The organism is Acinetobacter haemolyticus, from assembly GCF_003323815.1.
In the GTDB taxonomy this organism is placed as follows: Bacteria; Pseudomonadota; Gammaproteobacteria; order Pseudomonadales; family Moraxellaceae; genus Acinetobacter; species Acinetobacter haemolyticus.
Genome location: NZ_CP030880.1, coordinates 1,052,049 through 1,074,260, shown reverse-complemented (window position 1 = coordinate 1,074,260; position 22,212 = coordinate 1,052,049). Strand labels below are relative to the sequence as shown.

The 22,212-nt window shown below is 38.8% G+C and carries 19 protein-coding genes; 8 read left to right on the top strand and 11 right to left on the bottom strand.

Annotated features, from left to right (window positions below):
* The first annotated feature begins 133 nt into the window (after window positions 1–133).
* The gene (locus DS737_RS04770) at window positions 134–1,090 is read left to right on the top strand and encodes a lysophospholipid acyltransferase family protein (protein WP_113996929.1); all 957 of its coding nucleotides are present in this window, start codon (window positions 134–136) and stop codon (window positions 1,088–1,090) included.
* Here DS737_RS04770 and DS737_RS04765 read toward each other — a convergent pair.
* From DS737_RS04765 to DS737_RS04755, 3 genes are all read right to left on the bottom strand, one after another.
* Window positions 1,079–3,517, bottom strand: coding sequence for a DNA internalization-related competence protein ComEC/Rec2 (locus DS737_RS04765; RefSeq protein WP_113997957.1), 2,439 nt, complete (start codon window positions 3,515–3,517; stop codon window positions 1,079–1,081). The genes DS737_RS04770 and DS737_RS04765 overlap by 12 nt on opposite strands.
* Before the next feature lie 83 nt (window positions 3,518–3,600).
* Window positions 3,601–4,287: a lipoprotein-releasing ABC transporter ATP-binding protein LolD gene (gene lolD / locus DS737_RS04760; protein ID WP_113996928.1), complete on the bottom strand. Its 687-nt coding sequence runs from the start codon at window positions 4,285–4,287 to the stop codon at window positions 3,601–3,603.
* The gene (locus tag DS737_RS04755; protein WP_005084477.1) at window positions 4,280–5,515 is read right to left on the bottom strand and encodes a lipoprotein-releasing ABC transporter permease subunit; all 1,236 of its coding nucleotides are present in this window, start codon (window positions 5,513–5,515) and stop codon (window positions 4,280–4,282) included. Before DS737_RS04755 ends, lolD begins: the two co-directional genes overlap by 8 nt.
* 25 nt (window positions 5,516–5,540) lie before the next feature.
* On the opposite strand from DS737_RS04755, the gene DS737_RS04750 reads away from it, so the two are divergent.
* Window positions 5,541–6,125 carry a PilZ domain-containing protein gene (locus DS737_RS04750; protein WP_113996927.1) on the top strand — a complete coding sequence of 195 codons (585 nt, stop codon included), beginning with the start codon at window positions 5,541–5,543 and terminating at the stop codon, window positions 6,123–6,125.
* Window positions 6,126–6,127: 2 nt separating this feature from the next.
* Here DS737_RS04750 and DS737_RS04745 read toward each other — a convergent pair whose 3' ends face one another.
* Together DS737_RS04745 and DS737_RS04740 are read right to left on the bottom strand one after the other, a co-directional pair.
* Entirely contained in the window at window positions 6,128–7,021 is an 894-nt protein-coding gene (locus DS737_RS04745) for a DMT family transporter (protein ID WP_017395187.1), read from the bottom strand.
* Window positions 7,022–7,028: 7 nt separating this feature from the next.
* Entirely contained in the window at window positions 7,029–7,499 is a 471-nt protein-coding gene (locus tag DS737_RS04740) for a YaiI/YqxD family protein (protein WP_004640146.1), read from the bottom strand.
* Between the two features lie 208 nt (window positions 7,500–7,707).
* On the opposite strand from DS737_RS04740, the gene DS737_RS04735 reads away from it, so the two are divergent.
* Both DS737_RS04735 and DS737_RS16150 read left to right on the top strand, forming a co-directional pair.
* Window positions 7,708–8,646, top strand: a complete 939-nt coding sequence (locus DS737_RS04735) for a hypothetical protein (protein WP_017395188.1) — start codon at window positions 7,708–7,710, stop codon at window positions 8,644–8,646.
* Window positions 8,647–8,681: 35 nt separating this feature from the next.
* On the top strand, window positions 8,682–8,825 hold the full coding sequence (locus DS737_RS16150; protein ID WP_004757630.1) for a hypothetical protein: 144 nt from the start codon (window positions 8,682–8,684) through the stop codon (window positions 8,823–8,825).
* Between the two features lie 74 nt (window positions 8,826–8,899).
* Here DS737_RS16150 and serC read toward each other — a convergent pair whose 3' ends face one another.
* The gene (gene serC, locus DS737_RS04730; protein WP_113996926.1) at window positions 8,900–9,979 is read right to left on the bottom strand and encodes a 3-phosphoserine/phosphohydroxythreonine transaminase; all 1,080 of its coding nucleotides are present in this window, start codon (window positions 9,977–9,979) and stop codon (window positions 8,900–8,902) included.
* Window positions 9,980–10,293: 314 nt separating this feature from the next.
* On the opposite strand from serC, the gene DS737_RS04725 reads away from it, so the two are divergent.
* Genes DS737_RS04725 through DS737_RS04710 form a run of 4 tightly spaced genes read left to right on the top strand, consistent with a single transcriptional unit; the run spans window position 10,294 to window position 15,206 of the window.
* Complete coding sequence (locus tag DS737_RS04725) at window positions 10,294–11,790, top strand: TolC family protein (RefSeq protein WP_034428158.1); 1,497 nt, start codon at window positions 10,294–10,296, stop codon at window positions 11,788–11,790.
* A 12-nt stretch (window positions 11,791–11,802) separates the two neighbouring features.
* Complete coding sequence (locus DS737_RS04720) at window positions 11,803–12,963, top strand: HlyD family secretion protein (RefSeq protein ID WP_113996925.1); 1,161 nt, start codon at window positions 11,803–11,805, stop codon at window positions 12,961–12,963.
* Between the two features lie 3 nt (window positions 12,964–12,966).
* Entirely contained in the window at window positions 12,967–14,097 is a 1,131-nt protein-coding gene (locus tag DS737_RS04715; protein ID WP_113996924.1) for an ABC transporter permease, read from the top strand.
* On the top strand, window positions 14,094–15,206 hold the full coding sequence (locus DS737_RS04710; protein ID WP_113996923.1) for an ABC transporter permease: 1,113 nt from the start codon (window positions 14,094–14,096) through the stop codon (window positions 15,204–15,206). The genes DS737_RS04715 and DS737_RS04710 overlap by 4 nt, the downstream gene beginning before the upstream one ends.
* A 24-nt stretch (window positions 15,207–15,230) precedes the next feature.
* On the opposite strand, the gene gyrA is transcribed toward DS737_RS04710, so the two are convergent.
* From gyrA to xerA, 5 genes are all read right to left on the bottom strand, one after another.
* Window positions 15,231–17,963: a DNA gyrase subunit A gene (gyrA, locus tag DS737_RS04705; RefSeq protein WP_113996922.1), complete on the bottom strand. Its 2,733-nt coding sequence runs from the start codon at window positions 17,961–17,963 to the stop codon at window positions 15,231–15,233.
* A 343-nt stretch (window positions 17,964–18,306) separates the two neighbouring features.
* Window positions 18,307–18,954, bottom strand: a complete 648-nt coding sequence (locus DS737_RS04695; RefSeq protein WP_113996921.1) for a hypothetical protein — start codon at window positions 18,952–18,954, stop codon at window positions 18,307–18,309.
* A 175-nt stretch (window positions 18,955–19,129) separates the two neighbouring features.
* Window positions 19,130–20,065, bottom strand: a complete 936-nt coding sequence (locus tag DS737_RS04690; RefSeq protein WP_004640175.1) for an FAD-binding protein — start codon at window positions 20,063–20,065, stop codon at window positions 19,130–19,132.
* A 12-nt stretch (window positions 20,066–20,077) separates the two neighbouring features.
* Window positions 20,078–20,827 (bottom strand): electron transfer flavoprotein subunit beta/FixA family protein, encoded by a 750-nt coding sequence (locus DS737_RS04685; RefSeq protein WP_004640177.1) that lies wholly within the window; start codon window positions 20,825–20,827, stop codon window positions 20,078–20,080.
* Window positions 20,828–21,258: 431 nt separating this feature from the next.
* The gene (gene xerA, locus DS737_RS04680) at window positions 21,259–22,152 is read right to left on the bottom strand and encodes a site-specific tyrosine recombinase/integron integrase (RefSeq protein ID WP_161984870.1); all 894 of its coding nucleotides are present in this window, start codon (window positions 22,150–22,152) and stop codon (window positions 21,259–21,261) included.
* Between the last annotated feature and the right edge of the window lie 60 nt (window positions 22,153–22,212).

Genomic DNA, 22,212 nt, shown 5'->3' with positions numbered 1-22,212 from the left:
CCAATCCAATATATTTTAAAAGTGGCTTTATTATATACGCTGATTTGAGCAAAACTGTTTAAATAACTTATTTTAACTTATAATTATTTTTTACCTTATACTCTCACTTTGTAATTTTTCGCATTTAAAATACATGGCTCAATCAAAATCTAGCAACACTAGTTACCATCTAATCAAATTTCTGAGTCGCCAGCCGATTCAATTAGGACGTTTCTTTGCACGTATGCTTGCTGGATTTCTCACGAGTTTTCAACTTTCTAAGATATCAAAAATTATTAGTCTAAATATACAGATTGCTTTCCCGAATATGGATCAACAGCAACGACAACAGTTGACCAAAAAAGCAATTCAAAATGAATTAACCTCATACTTTGAGTTTTTAAGCATTTGGGGAGCTTCCAATCAAAGAAATATTCAACGCATTCAAAATGTATATGGTGAGCAGTATTTACATGAGGCATTGGCTGAAAAAAAAGGAATTGTTTTGATCGTTCCACATTTCGGAACTTGGGAAGTCATGAATGCCTGGCTTTCTCAATACACAGAAATGACGATTCTCTACAAACCTGTTAAAAATCCTGATGCAGATCGTTTTGTGCGAGAAGCGCGCAGTCGTGAACAGGCACATCTAGTACCAACAGATGAAAGTGGTGTCCGTCAAATCTTTAAAGCATTAAAACAAGGCGGCACAACTGCTATCCTACCTGATCACACACCTGATCATGGCGGAGAAATGATCAATTATTTTGGTATTCCTCTCGCTTCAAGTAGTTTGAGTGCAAAGTTAATTCAAAAAACTAAGGCAAAGGCACTACTCATTTATACAATGCGTAATGATCAAGATAGCTTTGATATGTATATTGAGCCGATTGACCCTCAAATTTACCAAGGTAGTGCCGAAGATGGAACATTAATTATTCATCAGACTTTAGAACAATTAATTAAACGCTATCCTGATCATTATCACTGGAGTTACAAACGCTTTAGTGCCAATAAAGAATTAAAAAGAATTTACGATATAGATGAAAATCAAGCATTAGCCAAAGTTGCAGAAGTTCGCCATTTAACTCAGCAAGCATCAATTACTTAGGCTATTTTTGGATAACCATTTTCTTTTTTGTCGATGCTGTAGCAACACCCCATCATGATTATTCATCATAAAGCTAATCGTACCCGCATCTGCTGTATTTAATATTGGAATATTTAAGTGCTGCAATCGTTTCAAAACCTCCTGACTGGGATGTCCGTAACGATTATTAAATCCCGCAGAAGCAATTGTAAGTTTGGGCTGGAGGGTTGCCAAAAATTCGTAAGCAGAGCTATGCTTACTGCCATGATGACCAAGAATTAACACATCGACTTTTAAATCTGGATACTGCTGTAACAATTTATATTCGGTTTCCCAGCCTGCATCCCCCATAATCAAAAAGTTCTGATAAGGTTGAGCATCTAAAAATTGCACATAGAGCACACAAGAATATTCATTTTTCTGATATTTCGCATAGCTCAATTCATTGGCTCGAGGAAATAAAACTTGGATGTTGATGTTTGGAAATAACCACTGTTGTCCTTGTTGGCAAAATGAAAAATTCTCCTTAAATTGCATTTTTTCATGCTTTTCATTCGATTGAACCAAATCAATTTCAAAACTATTCTGAATCGACGTAAATGCTCCACTATGATCTTGATCCAAATGAGATAACACAACGTGTTCCAATCGCCGAATACCTTGCTGACGTAGAAAAGGAATAACCACTCGCTCCCCCATACTGAATTTGGCTTCGTCAAATGATCCACCAGTATCAATCAGGAGATTACCTTTGGTATGTTGCACTAAGACAGCTTGTCCTTGACCAACATCTAATACGTGCAATGCTTCGGGTTGAGTTTTTACACCCCATAATATCGGTAAGAAACAGACAGCAGCCCAAAACTTTGGAACAACATCTCTAGGCAAAAACAATAGAAAAATACCGATAATTAAACTCACCATCATCCAAGGGGTGAAACTTATCCCATACAACTGCGGCGAAATCGATTGAAGTACATCTAAAATTAGCATCAAGAATGACAAAAACACATCATTCATTTGAAATAACCACTGCCCCAATGTAGGAATAATTAACCACACACATGCAGCTAGAATATCCAAAGGAACAATACAAGCACCTAACAATGGGATAGCAATAAGATTAGTTAAGGGGGCAAACCATGAAACTTGCTGAAAGAAAATCAAAACCAAAGGCAATAACGCGACAAAAATTTTCCATTGCGATTCAATCAGAATATGACTGCCCCAGATCATTTTTTGTTTAAATGTTAAATTTACATTTTGTGGTAACTGTATAATCGTCTGATAGATTCTTATCAAAATAAAACACGCGCCATAAGATAACCAAAATGCAGCAGATAAAATGCTAAATGGATCTAAAACTAACAATAAACTCGCACTATAAACCAACACACTAAATGCCTGAATCGACTGTCTTAAGCACATAAAAGTACTGACAATGCTAACAGTTAATAATGTTCTCATTGCTGGAATTTCAAACCCAACAAATGCCACATATAGCAAGACACTAAAGATAAAGGGCAATAATAGTAGTAATTGTCGAGGTTGCTTCAAATAGATGCTTGGGCAGTAGCGCTGAATCAACTTTTGTAATGACCAAGTCAGTATCAATGCAAATACCAACACATGTGGTCCAGAAATAGCCAATAAATGTGAAATCCCAAGGTGTTGAAATTGTTGTTTTACGGCATCAGATAACAGACTCTCATCCCCTGTGAGCAAAGCCAATAGCAACCCTTTATGTTGGAATGCTGATGCCTGTAGCATTTGTCGAAAAGCCAGACGCTTTTTTTCAACAGCTAATAAGAATATGGCCCAATGAGATTGTTGTTGCTGCAAATGATGATGATAACCCAGCTGATAGAGTTCATCTTCATGAATAGGCTGAATATTTCGTACAGAAAATCCCGACTGCACATTTTGTTGTAAAAACCATTTTTCCAGATCGAATGCACCTGAAACAGCATAACTATGGGCGGGTCGAATCTGCCCAGATACACGATAGTAATAACCCAATTGAAATTCTGGCTCTACTTTAGATTTGTCTTTTTCTTTCCTTAAATGAAGAAACCAATTCACACTTTGCGCATGTCGATTCAAAACCTCAGCAACTTGTTTTTCGCCATTTTCATTCAGTTCACTGATCTTTTTGATATAAACAATGGCTTCAAATGTTTCAACATTTTGTTCTTTAAAAATAAGACGTTGTTGTAATTGAATATCAGCATAATGATAACCTGTGCAAAATAATGCCCAAATCGCACTGATTAAAAGCAAGGCTTTATAAGTAGGATAATGAAAATACTGCTTTTTCCAATAAAATCCGAAACCAAAGATCGCAAATGCAATAATCAGCCAAAGCCACCATGTAGATGTAATGATCGGGAAATGCATTCCCATAAGTGCGATACCCGCAACCCACCCCAATAAAATAATTTTTAGCATCAATGATGAATTTAATTTTGATTTTTCTGTGGGCAAAATTAAAGCCCTTTTTCAGGGCTTTAACAAGAGCTTAAATCAATAATTTATGATTGTTCAATCCATAAACCATCTTGCATATGTAAAATTGAATCTGCCGATTGTGCCAATTGCTCATCATGGGTCACAATTAACATCGCCATATTGAGTTCATTTTTCAAGTCCGTCAATAATTCAAAAACACTCAATGCTGTTTTCCGATCCAAGTTACCTGTTGGTTCATCTGCGAGTACAACAGCGGGCTTAGTCACCAAAGCACGAGCAAGTGCCACACGTTGACGTTCACCACCAGATAACTCACCAGGCTTATGATCGATACGATGTGACAAACCCACGCGGTCCAATAAATACTCTGCTTGAGCTTTAGCAGACTTATATTGCACATCACCACGGAACATCAGTGGCATCGCTACATTTTCTAAGGCTGAAAATTCAGGTAACAAATGATGGAATTGATACACAAAACCTAAATATTGATTCCGTTTGAAACCACGATCAGCTTCACCCAAATTATCGAAACGCTGTCCTTGCAAGAATACTTGACCTTGTGAAGGTTGCTCTAAGCCACCCAAAACATGTAATAAAGTACTCTTACCCGAGCCACTCGCTCCAACAATTGAGACAAACTCACCCGCATTTACTTGAAGTGATAAACCTTTGATGACTTCAACTTTACTTTTGCCATCATCAAAATGCTTATAAATTTCTTTAGCTTCTAAAACAATCTTACTCATAACGCAGCGCCTCAGCAGGTTGAACTTTAGCTGCACGTAATGCAGGGTAAATCGTTGCCAAGAAACTTAATAATAGTGACACGATCACGATCACAACCACATCTTGCCATCTGAGATATGACGGTAAGTAATGAACAAAATATGCATCAAATAGATTTAACCCTAAAACAGTGTTAAACCAAGAAATGATGTCACTAATGGTCAATGCTAAAGTCACCCCTAAAATTGTCCCTGCAATTGTCCCAATAACACCAATCACAGTACCCTGCACCATGAAAATTTTAGTAATCATAGACGGCGAAGCACCGAGAGTCCTTAGAATAGCGATATCTGATTTCTTATCAGTCACTACCATCACCAAAGATGAAACGATATTAAATGCCGCAACAACAATAATGAGGAATAGAAGCAAACCAACTAAGGTTTTTTCCATTTGAATCGCATTGAACAGATTCCCGTGGGTATAAGTCCAATTAGATGCGTAAAAATTGCTCGGTAATTCACTAACTATTTCATTTGCTACTTTAGGCGCTGCAAAAATATTATCTAACTTTAAACGAATACCCTGTGCACCATCTGGTAAACGTAATAAAGTTGAAGCATCGTTCAACGCAATATAACCCACCATTGAGTCTACTTCTGCACCCACACTAAAGATACCGACAATCTTGAAACGTTTAAAACGCGGTACCACACCAGCAGGTGATGGTGTTGCTTCAGGAAGAACCAAAGTAACATTATCATTTAGCCCCAAACCAAGTGCATCCGTCATGTCCTTTCCAAGAACAATACCAAACTCACCCTTTTGTAAGGCATTTAAGTCACCTGTCACCATATGATTTTGGATAATTGAAACCTGTTTTTCATATTCTGGTTCTATACCCGTGACCATAATCCCCGCGACCTGCCCATGAGCAGTCAACATCCCCTGCAATTGAGTGAAAGGTGCTACACCCGTGACATGTGGATGACTCTCAACTTTTTTTGCAAGTTCTGGCCAATCTGTTAAAATTTGAGTAGAAGAAACAGTAGCTTGTGGTACCATTCCGAGGACACGAGTTTTTAATTCTCGATCAAAACCATTCATAACAGATAAAACTGTAATGAGAACAGCAACGCCGAGAGTCAAACCAATCATGGAAACCAAGGCGATAAAAGAAATAAAATGATTACTCCGCCGAGCACGAGTGTATCTCAACCCTATATACAGCGAGATTGGCTTAAACATACCATCTAGTCCGAGGTGATTTATTATGGAAAATGCACAACATCATCTTGTTGACGACAACACTGAACGTCGCGTGATGTCTCGTATTGATGCTGTGTTGAGAATCAACTATCAAATCATTCCAGATGATGTTGCACTGAATGATCCGTATGACTCTCATTTTGTATTACCGCGCTATTTTCTACTACTTGCTGAATTAGATCAATTTGATCATGCATTTCGCTACGAATTAGAACAATTAAATGAAAAAGATCAACAAATTGCTCGCATCTTATCCCTTTTTAATCAAAAATTAAATCTGATTACAGGTTCTTTTTACGACAATATCGTACAATCTCAATTGCCTGTACCTGAACAAGTCAATTTTTCGGAAAATGGTTTAAGTTTCTTTAGTGCTCAGGATATTAACGAAGGGACTTATATTCATATTACCTTGAGTCATCCTGAGAACTATTTTCATATCGCTGCGACCGCACAAGTTGCACATAGTACCGCAGATGAACAAGGTAAATTCCGCATCGGTGCGTATTTTATTACTTTAAATCCACAAGACCGTGCAAAACTTGCAGCTAGTATTCAACAAGCGCAACGGGATGAAATCAATAATTAAACTCAAGTGCTTAGTCGCTTGTGTGTTCTTAAATCTTTATAAAAATAAAGCAATAAGCCAAACAAAATAATACTAGCACCCACAAAAACCTGTGCTGATAATTGTTCATGATTTAGATAGGCGCCTATCAAAATCGCAAGCATCGGCGTCATTACTGTGGTTAAAGATAATGTCGTTGCTTGTAGGTTTTGAACCAGTTTGAAATAACAAAACATTGCAATTAACGAAGCCATGATTACCGTATAAGTCAACGCCAATAACGATTTTGCAGATGGAATCTCTGTAGGTGCAAATTGCCAGATCCAAGGCAGTAATAACAAGGCAAAAAATGTCGAAACGAATATCGAACCTGTTGCCTGTGCCATGGGCTGTACAATCGCATTGATCTTTTTGACCCAAAAGATAGAGAGTGAGTAAGAAAAAACACTGAGTAACATCAATAAGATTCCAAGCGGTTGTACATGTTTTTGATTCCCACTCAGACAGATCATCGTTAACCCAATAATTGACGTCCCCATCCCCAACCATTGTAGCGTTGCTAATTTTTGTTGAAAACCAAATCGTCCAATTAAACCCGCCATAATCGGCGCTAGGCCAAACATTAATGCAATCAAACCTGAGCTTAGATAAGCCGTAGCTGCATAAGTAAAAATTTGCGAACCAATCAAACTAAGTGACCCTGCAACATAGCTTAACCACGCCAACTTATGCATGGGAAATTTTACGTTTAAACAAAGTAGAACTGTTATTGCCAATGGCAACGCAATCAAAAAACGTAACAGTAATGCCCACATTGGATGAAGATCAGAGACACTCCAAACAATCGCTAAAGGTGTTGAAGCCCAAATAAAGACCAACAACCCATAAGTCAGCATTAAGTTAAGACGAGATGGCATAGATTGCTCAACACGCGGTTTTGCGTTTTTGTTTTAGTATTGTTTGGTCTAAAGCACTCGAAAATTCGCGTTTATCTCGCTCAGAAATTGGAGGTGGACCACCTGTTTGTACCCCAGCACCACGCAAGGTATCCATAAAATCACGTAAATGTAATCGAGCTTTGACATTTGCAGTGGTATAAATTTCACCTCGAGGATGAATTGCAATTCCACCTTTCTCAATCACTTGTGCTGCAAGCGGAATATCTTGTGTAATGACAATATCGTGCGCTTGCATACGATCTACAATTTCTTGATCGGCGCGATCTGCCCCACTCATCACTTGAATAGATTTAATTCTGATTGAGGGTGTAATCCCTACATTTTGATTGGCAACGAAAGTGACTTCGAGTTGATAACGATCCGATGCGCGTAAAATCACTTCACGTAAAATCTTTGGTAAAGCATCCGCATCTACCCATAATTTAAATGGCAGCACGTTGACAAGCGCTCTCAAGAATAAAAATATAGTTTAGCAGATTACAAGAAAAGTAGAGTTAAGATCAGTGGCTAATCTTAGCATTTCACTATTTTGTCGGATTAAGATCAAAATAAATTAATTTTTGTAGAATTACATATCCAGACTTGAAATATAGCAGTTACCCTCGATTAAATAGATTAAGTTCAATCTTTTTGCATCGTGCTTTATGAAAAATCAAAACAGTCCAGAAACCATTACTATTCAAGATCAAAATTTCGGTAATCATGCTGAGCATTGGAATCTGTTAACAGATACGCCCGAAACGGATGTTCCCAAATGGTTAGGATTGGCACTTGATGCACCGATCATGCCGATGGGACTCTGTGAAAATGAACAGGAAATGGATCAATCATTTTGGTTAATTCGTGGGCCAAGCCATCAGGGTATTTCAATCAACCAAATCATTGCCGTTGAAGATCAAAAACCTCGTGCATTAAAAACAGCATTTCCGAGTTTTGAGAGCCCGTATAAATATGATGCACAGATCGAACGAATTATTACCTGTGATTCTGCAACTCAAGCCGTGTTACGTTTGAACTTAAATAAAAATACAGTGATTTATGCATTTGATAATTTGTTTAGTGTAAATCGCTGTCAATATGACAAAAACCACAGTTATCAAGTTCAATTTAATGCTTGGGCATATGAACTAGAAACCGTTTCCAAAGACGAGAAAATCATTGTTGATGATCCAGCATCAATTAAACACCACCGAGCATTAAATGCAATTCTTGCAGAACATAATGGGATTGCACCTGAAAACTTACAGGAGCTTATTAATGAGTGGGAACCAAAAACACCAGAAGATCAAGAACCTGTGACTGTCGACTTTTCTAAAATGGTTGCCTATTTATTTGGAGAAACATTAGGTCAAGAAGATGAAGCTTGGTTCCAAGGTAATATTGTTGGTAAAACCACTACGCAGTTTATGCAAGATGAATATACCCTTTATGATGTCACTTTAGTTTTAGAAGATGATTTACCTGCAATCCTTATTCGCATCGCAACTAAAAATGATTTGTATAAAAACTTTAACATTGGCGAATATATTCGTGGCAACCTATGGATTCAGGCCAATATTTATGCTAAAAATGCTTTAAAGTGACAAAAAATCACATAAATGGCATTTTAGGCGTTCTAATGAAAATTATACCAGAACAAACGACCACCAGTCTTATTCATTCAAGTGATCAAGGTCTTAAACTTGATGTTGGTGCTTATTGCTTTTTTCTACTGGGTATGTTTTTAGCAGCACTTATTTTTCATCAAGTTGGCTTGTTCTAATTTTTGACCATATTCGTAACATAAAATAAAAGCCCTCAATTCTGAGGGCTTTTATTTTAAATAAGTTTTATTACTTAACCATGACGTTTAGCAAACTCATCCATAAAGCTCACGAGTGCTTGTACACCTTCCAATGGCACAGCATTATAGATACTTGCACGCATACCACCCACTGAACGATGTCCTGCCAAATTAAGCAGATGATTTTCTTCAGCTTCTTTCAAGAAGGTTTTTTCCAGTGCCTCATCTGCCAAAGTGAAAGGAACATTCATCATTGAACGATTTGCTACTGCAATCGGGTTATTATAGAAATCGCTAGCATCAATATAACCGTAAAGTAGTTTTGCTTTTTCTTGATTCACTTTATGAATCGCATCTACCCCACCCTGCTCTAGCAACCATTCAAAAACCAAACCAGCCAAATACCAAGCATAAGTTGCTGGTGTATTTACCATAGAACCATTCTTGGCTTGGTCTGCATATTTTAGAATGCTTGGAATTTCTGGTTTTGCTTGATCCAACAAATCATCACGGATAATCACAATAGTTAATCCAGCAGGACCAATATTCTTTTGTGCGCCCGCATAAATGAGTCCAAATTTGTTTACATCTACGGGTGCAGACAAAATACTAGAAGAATAATCACAAACCAACGGCGCGGTTACATTTGGAACATCTGCGAACTGTAAACCACCAATGGTTTCATTATCAGCATAATGCACATATGCTGCATCATTTGAAAGATTCCAAGTACTTTGTTCTGTGATTGCATGTTTACCATCAATCAAAGTGGCCGCATCTACAACATTTACATCGCCGTAGCGCTTTGCTTCTTTTAATGCCTTCTCAGACCAAATTCCAGTATGGATATAATCAGCTTTGTTATTCTTACCCAACAAGTTGAGCGGAATCGCCGAGAATTGGAGAGATGCGCCACCTTGTAAGAACAGCACTTTATAATTCTCAGGAATATTCATGAGTTTGCGTAAATCAGCTTCCGCTTTTTCCGCAACAGCAACATAATCATTGCTACGATGACTCATTTCCATGATCGACAGCCCTTTACCCTGCCAATCCAACATTTCTTGTTGAGCTTTTTCTAAAACGGCAGTAGGTAATGCAGCAGGACCAGCGCAGAAATTATAAGCACGCATGAATTTTCCCTTGTCAAAGTGAAACAAATTGAGATAGGAATTTAAGCACAGATTGACGTAGCTTGCAGCAGCTTATCCAATAAATATTTCAATCATCTTTGGGTGTTTGACTGATTTTAACAACAACCGTTTCTATTTATTTATGAGCAAATTATCTAATTTTCGGAAAATATATTTAGATTAAAAACTCTACTTTTTACAAATTTGATACACCAACATCGGCAATATAACTATTTAATTAAAAACATATTATTTTAATTTTATAAAAAGAATTTAGACTCACTCAGGATATTATTAAAGTGCGACATACCATAATGTTGAAACGACATAATCGACCGAGTTTTAAGGTCAAACGGTTTCCAAAACAGCTAAGCCTCTGTATTAGTTTAATCAGTTATGCCCTATTTTCTACATCTACACTTGCTCAGACACTCAGCTATAGCGAAGCAGAGAAATTTGTCGTTGAAAATGCTTATTCAACTCAAGCTCAACAAGCACTTCAACAAGCATCACGCTTAGAGATGGAGGCAGTCAAACATTTAGGACTTCCACGCATTGATTTAAATGCGCGAGCTTATTCTTTTCATAGTGAAACGAGTGTTCCTTTAGAGTCGAGTAAGCGTCGATTAGAAAATTCTCTCACACGCGGTTTTGATGACAAATTATCTCAATGGGAAAATGTGTTCCCACCAGAAGTCATCGATCAAGTCAGCCAAGGTTTTGATCAAACCGTCAGTGATGGATTAAATAAAGTACCCAATAATTTAGATGTCACCATTAAAGATCATGATGTTAGAACATCTGTTTCTATGGTCATGCCACTTTATACAGGCGGAAAAATTAGTAGCGCCAAACAAATTGCCAGTATTCAATCCAAGCGTTCTGACATCAGTGAGAAACAGCAACAAGATTCTCAACGTTTTGAAATGATTCAGGCCTATTTTAATGTGCAATTGCAGCAACAATTATTAAGCACCAGTTTATTTAATCTAAATGCAATGCAACAACATTATGACAATGCATTAAAGTTAGAAAAGCAGGGTTTTATAAATAAAGGACAACGCATGCAATTTGAAGTTGCTCGTAATAATGCGCAACGTACCTATCAAAATGCACAATCGAATCTACAAGCGAGTCAGTTTAGTTTACAAAATTTATTGCAAACTAAAGCGCCATTAAATCTCAGCACTCCCCTATTCGTAAATACAGATCAAAATCATTCATTAGATAAGCTACTTGCAAACTACGACCAAAATTCAAGCCTCATCAAAAAACTGCAAATGGACACACAGCTAGCCAATGAAAATGTCCGAATTCAGCAAGCAGCTAAAAAGCCAAGTGTCTTTGCTTTTGGTGAATATGGTTTAGATGAGAAAGAAAATTGGATCATTGGCGTTATGGCAAAATACAATTTATTCTCTGGTGTCGATAAAAATAAAAACGTACATGCAGCAGAACTAAAACGTTATGCGGCAGAACTCATGACAGAACGTACCAAGCAAGAAATTGAAAATGTGCTGTACAAATCCTATAGCGAATTGAATGCTTCGCAAACCAGCCACCAACTATTGACACAAAACACCAAAGCAGCACAAGAGAATCTACGTATTCAACAACTTTCCTTTAAGGAAGGTATGGGAACTGCAACTCAAGTCATCGATGCACAAAATGCATTGAATGCATTGAGAAGTGAAATGGCAATCAATGCATATAAATATATTTTATCTTTAGCAACCCTATTACAAAGCTATGGCTCGATTGACGAGTTCAAGCTCTATGTTAATCAACCACGTACTGATTTTATCCGTTAATTGGAGACATTTATGAGCCAAAATCAATCATCATCCAATTCAGAACGCGATACAGATAACGTGGCAAAAGCGGATGAAACGCAAACGACTAACGTCTTAAATGAGCAAGCATCTTCAACAGAACAAATTGACACTAACGAGACTGCTACGCCATCAAATACTCAGAAACCACCAGCTCAACCACCCCAGAAAGGTAAAGCTAAAATTATTGGTCTAATTATTGTATTTATTTTGCTTGGCTTAATTGCATATGGTTTATGGAAAGCATATCAACCCCAAGCAGTTGAATTACAAGGACGAGTTGAAGCTGAAACAATACACATCAGCACCAAAGTGCCTAGTCGTATCGAAGAATTTTATGTAACTGAAGGACAAGCCGTAAAAAAAGGGCAAGCGCTTATTCGCTTTGTGAGTCCCGAACTTGAAGCCAAAAAAGAACAAGCCCAAGCCGCCTTGCAAAGTGCAATGGCATTCCAGTCAACCGTTTATCGTGGTTCTCAACAAGAAAATATTGAAACTCTGTATGCCAACTGGCAAGCTTTAAAAACGCAAGCAGAACTTGCAGCAACAACCTATAAACGAGGTGAAAACCTCTATCAACAAGGTGTGATTTCTCGTCAACGTCGTGATGAGATGCTTGCGGCACAAACCTCTGCCCGTGAAACTGCTGAGGCGTCATATCAACAATATGCACGCGCTAAACGTGGTAGCACCGAACAACAGAAATCAACTGCCGATGCACAAGTCGCCATGGCACAAGCTGCTGTCAAAGAAGCAAATGCATTGACAGAAGAAACCAAGCTCTATTCACCGGTCGACGGTACTGTATCGAAAACCTATGGCAAACCAACAGAGTTAGTCGCAACTGGTGTGCCTGTCGTCAGTATTATTGAAGACCATGAGATGTGGGTCAGTTTAAATGTCCGTGAAGATATGTATGAAAGTGTATATCAAAACAAAACTTTAGATGGTTTCGTACCTGCGCTGAATCAAAAAGTCACATTTAAAGTGAAGAACATTGATGTTGAAGGAGACTTTGCAACTATTAAAACCACACGTCAAACGGGTGGTTATGATATTCGCAGCTTTAAATTCCACTTAGTACCTGAGCAATCTATTCCAGATCTTAAAGTTGGAATGAGCGTACTTTTTAAAATTAAAGAGGCAAAATAACCAATGTTTGCTGCAATGCTTCGAGAGTTGCGTTATTTAAAATGCCATAAAGTAGATGCATTTATGGCAATCATTATGCCTTTATTGATCATCATCTTTTTTACCAGCATGCTTTCGGCTGGAAAAGCTGAGCACTTACCGATTGCCATTGTTGACCAAGATCAAAGCCAATTAAGCCGACAAATCATTCATAACCTCAGTATTAACCCAAGTCTAAGTGTAAAGACTATCAGTTCAAGTCAAGACGAAGTTGAACGTATGATTAATAGTACTCAGGTTTGGGGTTTTGTTTTCATTCCTGAAGGTGCGGAGCAACGGCTTGTTCAGGCGAAAAATGCTCAAATTAGTATGGCGTATAACCAATCTTTTTTTAGTATTGGTAATACCATTGCTTCAGCAATGCAAAGTAGTACCCTCAATGCCATTGGCGACTATTTAGGTAATAGTTATTTAGCAAATAAAATCCCTTATGCTGAATTCCCTACGCCACATGTCAAAGTCTCGATGCTATATAACCCCAGCATGAGTTATGAGCTATTTTTAGAACCGTTCATTGTTCCCGCAGTACTCCATTTATTGCTGTGTTGTTGTATTGCGTTCGCGATCGGGCAAGAATTTAAACGGCATACCTTTGCAGAATGGTTAGGTTCAACACAGATTGTTTCTCGATTTTTTGGAAAAATTTTGTTTTATGTGCTGATTTTTTGTTTCTGGACATGGTGCTGGATGTTCTGGCTCACCCAAGTCAAAGGCTATTTTATCGCAGGCTCACTTAGCTTTCTTTTGATCGCTCAGTTTGTGTTTTATTTTGCCTATGCCATGATCAGCAGTAGCGTTATCTTAGCTACCAAAGACCTGCCTAAAAGTTTTGGTTTTATCGCACTCTATGGTGGCTCGTCCATGAGTTTCGCAGGTGTCACACTCCCCTTAAATAATGCTCCTGCATTTACACAATTATGGTCAATGATTATTCCATTTACCCCTTACGCAAAATTACAGACTGAGCAATGGGTGATTGGAAGCGATGTCATTATTTCAGTTATACCTTTCATTATTCTGCTCGTTTTTGCAGTGATATTTAGCTTATTAAGTCTTCGTTTATTGAAGAAAAATGTTCAGGAGATTCACTCATGAAATCATTTTTCTTTTATTACAAACAAACTTTCAAAAATATTGTGAAGAATAACTCAGTGTTTACCACACTGATTGCCTCTATTCTCATGTATAGCTTTTTTTATCCAACTGCCTATAAAGCGCAAGTTGCAGAAAATATTCCGATCGTGATTGTTGATGAAGAACAAAGTGTTTTAAGCTCTAAAATTATTAGTCAAACTGCTAGTAGCCCCCATATCCAGATACAGGCTGTCACAGGGAACTTCCTTGAAGCAGAACAAATGGTGAAAAACCAAAAAGCTGAAGCGATCTTATTACTTCCAGAAAACCTGAGTCAAAGCCTCAGACGCGGGGAAATGGGAGGGATTGGGCTTTATTTCAGTACAGCATATTTTTTACAAACTAAAGAAGCTGCTACAGGTCTTGCGACCTCGATCGAATATACACTGAAAGAGCATTTGGAAAAATTTGGCGAAGCCTCCCAATTTGAAATTGAGCTGCCAATCCACGATATTCCGTTATTTAATACTTTGTCAGGTTATGGCAGTTATATTTTCCCTGCTGTTGCCAGTCTAATCATTCATCAAACTATTTTGCTTGGTTTAGCCATGCTCATTGCGAGTTATCGCGAACAAGGCTGGTCTGCTGAACCCTTGGAGTTCTGGGCAATATTTGCAACGATCCTTACAATTAGTGGTTTAGGTAGCCTTTATTTATATGGTTTCACGTTTTGGCTATATGAATATCCACATGGAGGAAACTTTTGGGGCATGCTCCTCGCAGTTCCTATTTATGTAAGTTGTGTTATCGGTCTTGGTATGTTACTTGGTTCGCTGGTGGATATGCCTGAACGCGTTGGACATTTGGTTGTCGTTACTTCAGTTCCCTTATTCTTATTGACTGGCGCTGCATGGCCACACGCAGCTATGCCCGAATGGATGCAGTGGTTTGCATGGACTTTACCATCTACACACGGTGTCCAAATGTTTGTTCAACTCAATCAAATGGGTGTACCCACCTCTATCGTTGTACCTAAACTTATTTACCTCAGCACAGTTGGCGCAGTCTTATTAGCACTATCTTATTACCGTTTGGTGATGATGAAACCAATAAAAAAGGAAGCTATTTAGCTTCCTTTTTTAGGATGAATAGATTTACGCTTCAGGCGTATCATCTTTCGGTTCTACTGCAACTTCTTCTGAAGTTGCTGTTTGCGCCTCTGGATTTTCTACGCCTTCGATCAGCTCTAATTCGTCCTCATCTTCCACTTCAACAGCATCAATTGAAACAACACCAACCAATGTTTCTGCATCACTGAGACGAATTAAACGAACACCTTGAGCATTACGACCAGTCATCGCAACCTCGGCAGCACGAGTACGGACTAAGGTACCACCATCAGAAATCAACATAAGCTCTTTGGTTTCATCAATTGATACCGCACCGACAAGCTCACCATTACGTTCAGAGGTCTTAATCGCAATTACCCCCTTACCACCACGCTTCTTGGTCGGGAAGTCATTCACTGGAGTACGTTTACCATAACCATTGGCACTCGCACACAGCACCTCACCTGTTTCAGGTACCACAACGAGAGATACGATACGGCTCAATACATTTGAATCAGATGAATCATCATTATCATCCGAATCATCATTGTCCAAATCTGCGTCTTCACTATCAACAGCAGCCGCTAAAGTTACTCGCATGCCGCGAACACCTTTCGCAGTACGTCCCATTGCACGTACATCAGTTTCAGCAAAACGAATTGCTTTACCTTCATTCGAGAACAGCATGATTTGCTGATTACCATCAGTAATCGCAACACCAATCAAGGTATCTTCTTCATTCAGTTCAATTGCACGTAAACCATTGGCACGGATATTACTGAATTGTGCCAATTCCACACGTTTCACCGTACCTGAGGCCGTTGCCATAAATACATAGTGATTTTCTGGGAACTCTGTCAACGGCAAGATTGCAGTTACAGTTTCATTCGCATCTAAAGGTAATAAATTAATGATCGGACGACCTTTGGCACCACGAGATGCTTGAGGTACTTCGAAGACACGTAAACGATAAACTTTACCCACATCAGTAAAGCACAAGACAGTTGCATGGTTTGATGCCACAATCAAATGCTGGATGATGTCATCATCTTTCATTGCAGTAGCGGACTTACCACGACCACCACGACGTTGTGCTTGATAATCTGACAACGGTTGTGTTTTAGCATAACCCGTTTGAGACACAGTCAATACAACTTGCTCTTCAGGAATCAAATCTTCACGACAGAAGTCAACACCAGACTCAACAATTTCAGTGCGGCGACCATCACCATACTGCTGCAAGATTAAAGCAAGCTCTTCACGAATCACATTCATCAATAAGTTAAAGTCATTGAGAATTGCGGTTAATTCTGCAATTTGTCCTAAAATCTCAGTATATTCAGCATGTAACTTATCTTGTTCTAAACCAGTTAAACGGTGTAGACGCAACTCAAGAATTGCTGCAACTTGTGTCGGTGATAAACGATAAACATCACCAGTCAAACCAAATGGACGAGCAGGATCTTCACCTTCGATTTCATCTGGGCGAACTGAAATTGCACCCGCTTTTTCCAGCAAGGCAACCACACCACCACCAGCCCACTCACCTGCTTGTAAACGCTCGCGCGCTTCAGCAGGATTGGCTGAGGTTTTGATGGTTTCGATAATCTCATCAATATTGGCTAAAGCAACCGTCAAACCTTCTAAGATATGACCACGCTCACGTGCTTTACGCAATTCGTACATGGTACGGCGCGTCACAACTTCTTGGCGATGACGAATAAATGCCGCAATAATATCTTTTAAGTTCATCAATTTAGGCTGACCGTTATCTAGGCAAACCATATTGATGCTGAATGAGTTTTGAAGCTGAGTATGCAAGAATAAATTATTCACAACGACTTCAGCGTTTTCTCCACGCTTCAAATCGATTGCAATACGCATCCCTTCTTTATCTGATTCATCACGAAGTTCAGAAATACCTTCGAGTTTCTTTTCTTTGACAAGTTCAGCAATACGCTCAATGGTTTTTGCTTTATTGACTTGATACGGAATTTCCGTAAAGACGATGGTCGTGCGACCTGTTTTCTGGTCTTCTTCGAAATGATACTTACCACGGATATGCAAACGACCTTTACCAGTGCGGTAAGCGTCTACAATACCCGATTTACCATAAATGATGCCACCTGTAGGAAAGTCTGGGCCTGTAATATGCTCCATCAAACCTTCTACAGAAATATTCGGATTATTTGCATAAGCCAAACAAGCGTTGACCACCTCAGTCATATTGTGTGGCGCCATGTTGGTCGCCATACCAACTGCAATACCCGTGGTTCCATTAATCAACAGATTTGGAATACGCGTAGGCATGACTTGAGGAATACGCTCAGAGCCGTCGTAGTTGTCTTCCCAATCGACCGTATCTTTTTCTAAGTCTGCTAAGATCTCGTGGGTTAACTTTTGCATACGGACTTCGGTATAACGCATGGCTGCTGCGCTATCCCCATCGACAGAACCAAAGTTACCTTGACCATCAACCAACATGTAGCGCAAGCTAAAGTCCTGTGCCATACGGACGATCGTTTCATATACAGCACTATCACCGTGAGGGTGATATTTACCGATCACATCCCCGACAACACGGGCAGACTTTTTGTACGCTTTGTTATAATCATTGCCCAATTCATGCATTGCAAATAATACACGACGATGAACAGGTTTTAGACCGTCTCTAACATCTGGCAATGCACGAGATACGATTACGCTCATTGCGTAATCTAGATATGAATGCTTGAGTTCGTCCTCAATGGCAATCGGTCTGATTTCCGATACGCTCATGCATACTCCTTGTTTACAAGTAGAAGGCTCTACCTGTTTTTATGTCTTCAATCTTGCAAAAATTCAGCTCAAAAAACTTGAACCAAAAATAAAAAATACAGCGGAGAATTATAGCATAGACAACTGATTAACAGGGAATTTAGCTCAGTGAAATTAGCATTTTTTTACAATAAAAACCATATAGATATTAAAGACTTAAAATTACTAGATTCTAAAAATCACGATAAAAAAAGAAAAAATACCTTTTTGGATAAAAGATCGACAATCCATGTCAGATTAGGCATCCGATCAACAGGATACACATCAGCAAACAATCAACTTAAAATACTAAAAAATGGATGCTTTACTGAGAAAGCTGTTGCGAATTCATAGGTGAAATCGAGATTTTTACTACAGACTTTCTATCTTTCTGCATAAAGTAAAAAGCTGAAAAGAATAGTGCTAAAAGAAACGGGAGCTCATACAGTTCCTCTACAATATCTGGGCTAATTGCACTATTAAATATCCACGTATCAATCAAACGATGGTGCTCTACACTATCTGCAAAAAGTAGTGAAACAACGGCAATAATTAAATACCAAAATGGAAATTTGACTGATTGAAACTTATATTTAATTTCAGCTCGTAATTTAGGTGAAAACAGCATAAAAACCACAGGCGCGATCACAACAATCGAAATCATTCTAAAATACAAATGCGGAACTTCTGGGAAATAATCACGCCCCCAACTAATACTACGCCCAAAGAACATCAACCACCATGCCATCGCCCACAACCAAAACCATTTTTTTTGCTCTGTGAGTGTTTTAGGCCTCATATAAAACCAAGTAAACGGTACACAAATCAATAATAGAATTGCCTGAAGATTCTCTATTAAGTGCACATTCAAGGTGGCTAATAATGAGACATGAGACAAAGCAGAATATAAAATCACCAATAAAAGCGCGCACAAAACCAGCGCTACAGAATTAAAGCGAAAATCAAATTTCATTCGGGGAGAAAACCTATCCAAAACGGATCGAAGTTTCTATTTTAACAAAAGTGTACTCAAAAGTACACTTTTTGGCTTTTGAGTCGCATAGATCAAAAGAAGCGCCCCTGAGCAAAACAGCAAAGCATCGCTTTAGCTGTCTGCGCAGGGGCGCTTTTAAACTTAATTCAAAGAATTAAAGTTTAGATACCAATTCTGGTACAACAGTGTTCAAATCACCAACTAACCAGTAGTCAGCAACGCTGTTGATTGGCGCTTCTTCGTCTTTGTTGATTGCAACAATAACTTTAGAATCTTTCATACCAGCCAAGTGTTGGATTGCACCAGAGATACCGATCGCCATGTAAAGATCAGGCGCAACGATTTTACCAGTTTGACCTACTTGGAAATCGTTTGGTACGAAACCAGCATCAACCGCAGCACGTGAAGCACCTTGTGCTGCACCAAGCTTATCAGCTAATGGATCAAGTACTTTGTGATAGTTCTCACCAGAACCTACACCACGACCACCAGAAACAACGATACGTGCAGCAGTTAATTCTGGACGATCAAGTTTCACGATTTCTTCGCTAACAAACTTAGAAATACCAGCATCGTTTGCTTCAGCAACAGCTTCAACTGCAGCAGAACCACCTTCAGCAGCAACCGCATCGAATGCAGTACCACGAACTGTACCAACGATGATAGCTTCATCAGATTGAACAGTTGCGATTGCGTTACCTGCATAGATAGGACGCTTGAAAGTGTTTGCAGATTCAACAGCAATGATGTCTGTGATCATGCTTACATCTAGAAGTGCAGCAACACGTGGAAGAAGGTTCTTACCAGTTGTTGTAGAAGCAGCTAATACGTATTTGTAACCACCTTTCGCGATGTCAGCAACTAAGCCAGCAACGTTTTCAGCAAGTTGGTTTGCATAAGCAGCATTGTCAGCAAGTAATACTTTGCTTACGCCAGCAACTTTAGCAGCAGCGTCAGCAACTGCTTGAGCACCAGAACCAGCAACTAATACAGTAATGTCACCACCGATTTTTTGAGCTGCTGCAACAACATTTAATGTTGCACCATTCAAAGTTTGGTTGTTGTGATCTGCGATAACTAAAATACTCATGATTTTACTCCCTTAGATCACTTTCGCTTCATTTTTCAATTTTTCAACAAGCTCGTCTACAGACTTCACTTGTACGCCAGCTTTACGTTCAGCAGGTGCTTCAACTTTAATTGTTTTAAGTTTAGTGCCTGTTGCAACGCCAAAATCAGCAGGTGACTTAGTATCAAGCGGCTTTTTACGCGCTTTCATGATGTTTGGAAGCGCAGCATAACGTGGCTCATTCAAACGTAAGTCAGTTGTGATGATTGCTGGAAGACCAAGCTCAACAGTTTGTAAACCACCGTCGATTTCACGAGTTACTTGAACTTTACCACCATCAACTTTAACTTCTGATGCAAAAGTACCTTGACCTGCGCCAAGTAAAGCACCAAGCATTTGACCTACTTGGTTAGAGTCATCATCGATCGCTTGTTTACCAAGAAGGATAAGTTCCGGTTTCTCAGCATCTACTACGCCTTTCAAGATTTTAGCAACTTCTAAAGCGCCAACTTCATCAGCAGTTTCAACTAAAATACCACGGTCAGCACCTAAAGCCATTGCAGAACGAAGTTGTTCTTGCGCATCTTTAGTACCCACTGAAACAACAACGATTTCTGTAACCGTCCCTTTTTCTTTTAAGCGAACCGCTTCTTCAACTGCGATTTCACAGAATGGGTTGATAGACATTTTAACGTTAGTAAGGTCAACCCCACTATTGTCCGGCTTAACACGAACTTTAACGTTGGCATCAACCACACGTTTTACAGCAACAAGAGCCTTCATGTAATCCTCGGCTGTTCTAAGCAAGTAAATGTAGTAAAGAGTATTCTAACTCTTCGAATGAAACTTTTTAGGTGCCCTATCTTGCAATGTATTTGGCATTTCGGTCAAGTCACAATTTCCACTAGCGCAATAAAAAAGATGAAATGCCCAGTTCACTAATTCGAAACAATTATTCATTTAAGAGTTTTAATTTATCAGCAGAATGAATATTACATTTTGATTTTTTTAATCTTTTAAGTAATTCAAAGACCTAAAACAAACTTTATTCTTCAATTTAGAATGATCTACGATAGATCATTTCCCATCACCTTAAACAGTCTTCAACTTTATATAAAAACTGGCAATAAAGTAAGCGTGATAATTTAGTGAGCTTTCTAGAGAAAGTGGAAAATTCATCGACTATTAAACAAGCAATTTTGCAACATAATATATCAAGAATTAGTTTTTTGCGCTCGAGGATGGGCTTGATCATAAACTTTTGCCAACTGATCAAAGTCTACATGGGTATATATTTGTGTAGTAGATAAATTGCTATGCCCTAACATTTCCTGTACAGAACGCAAATCTCCACTCGCTGAAAGCATATGGCTCGCAAAACAATGTCTTAACAAGTGTGGATGTAAGTCAACATTCACCCCTGCGCGCTGGGCTTGTAATTTCACTCGATTTTCAATTTGCCTCGGCATCAAGGCACGTCCCTGTTGTGAGATAAACACCGCCGAGTCCGCCGTAAAACCACCTTGCCAAATGCGATAAATTTTCAGCCATTCAATTAAACTTTGTTTTGCTTTGAGTCCGAAAGGGACGATTCTGGTTTTATTGCCCTTACCCGTAATACGTAATAGCTGGCGATTAAAATCAATATCTTTGATAGTCAAGCCTTGCAATTCTGCCAAACGTAAGCCACTCGAATATAAAAGTTCCAGCATGGCTTTATCTCTCAACCATAGCTGTTGATCAATCAGTTTCTCTGGTGCAGTCTGATCTAAAATTTGATTGACCGTTTCAATATCAATCATACCCGGTAAAGGTCTAGGTTGACGCTTTAGCTTAAAATCAGCGGATGGATTATGCTGTAGGTATCGTCCTTGCGCTGCCCATTTCATAAATTGACGAATAGAAGTCAAATGTCGTTGCAAACTACTAGAGCTCAATTGGTCCTGCTCTACCCGAGATGCCAAGTATTCTCTTAAATCCGATGCTTCAACATCTTCTAACTGTAACTGTTTATATTCACAAAATTTAAAGAAATCAGTCAAATCACGTTGATAAGCGGAAATCGTATGCGCTGACTGATTTTGAATCACTCGTTCTTTTAACCACATTGAAAGCAGCTTTTCAGGAGTTTCCAAGTCATTCTCCATCCTATTTCCTTTATCGTGATA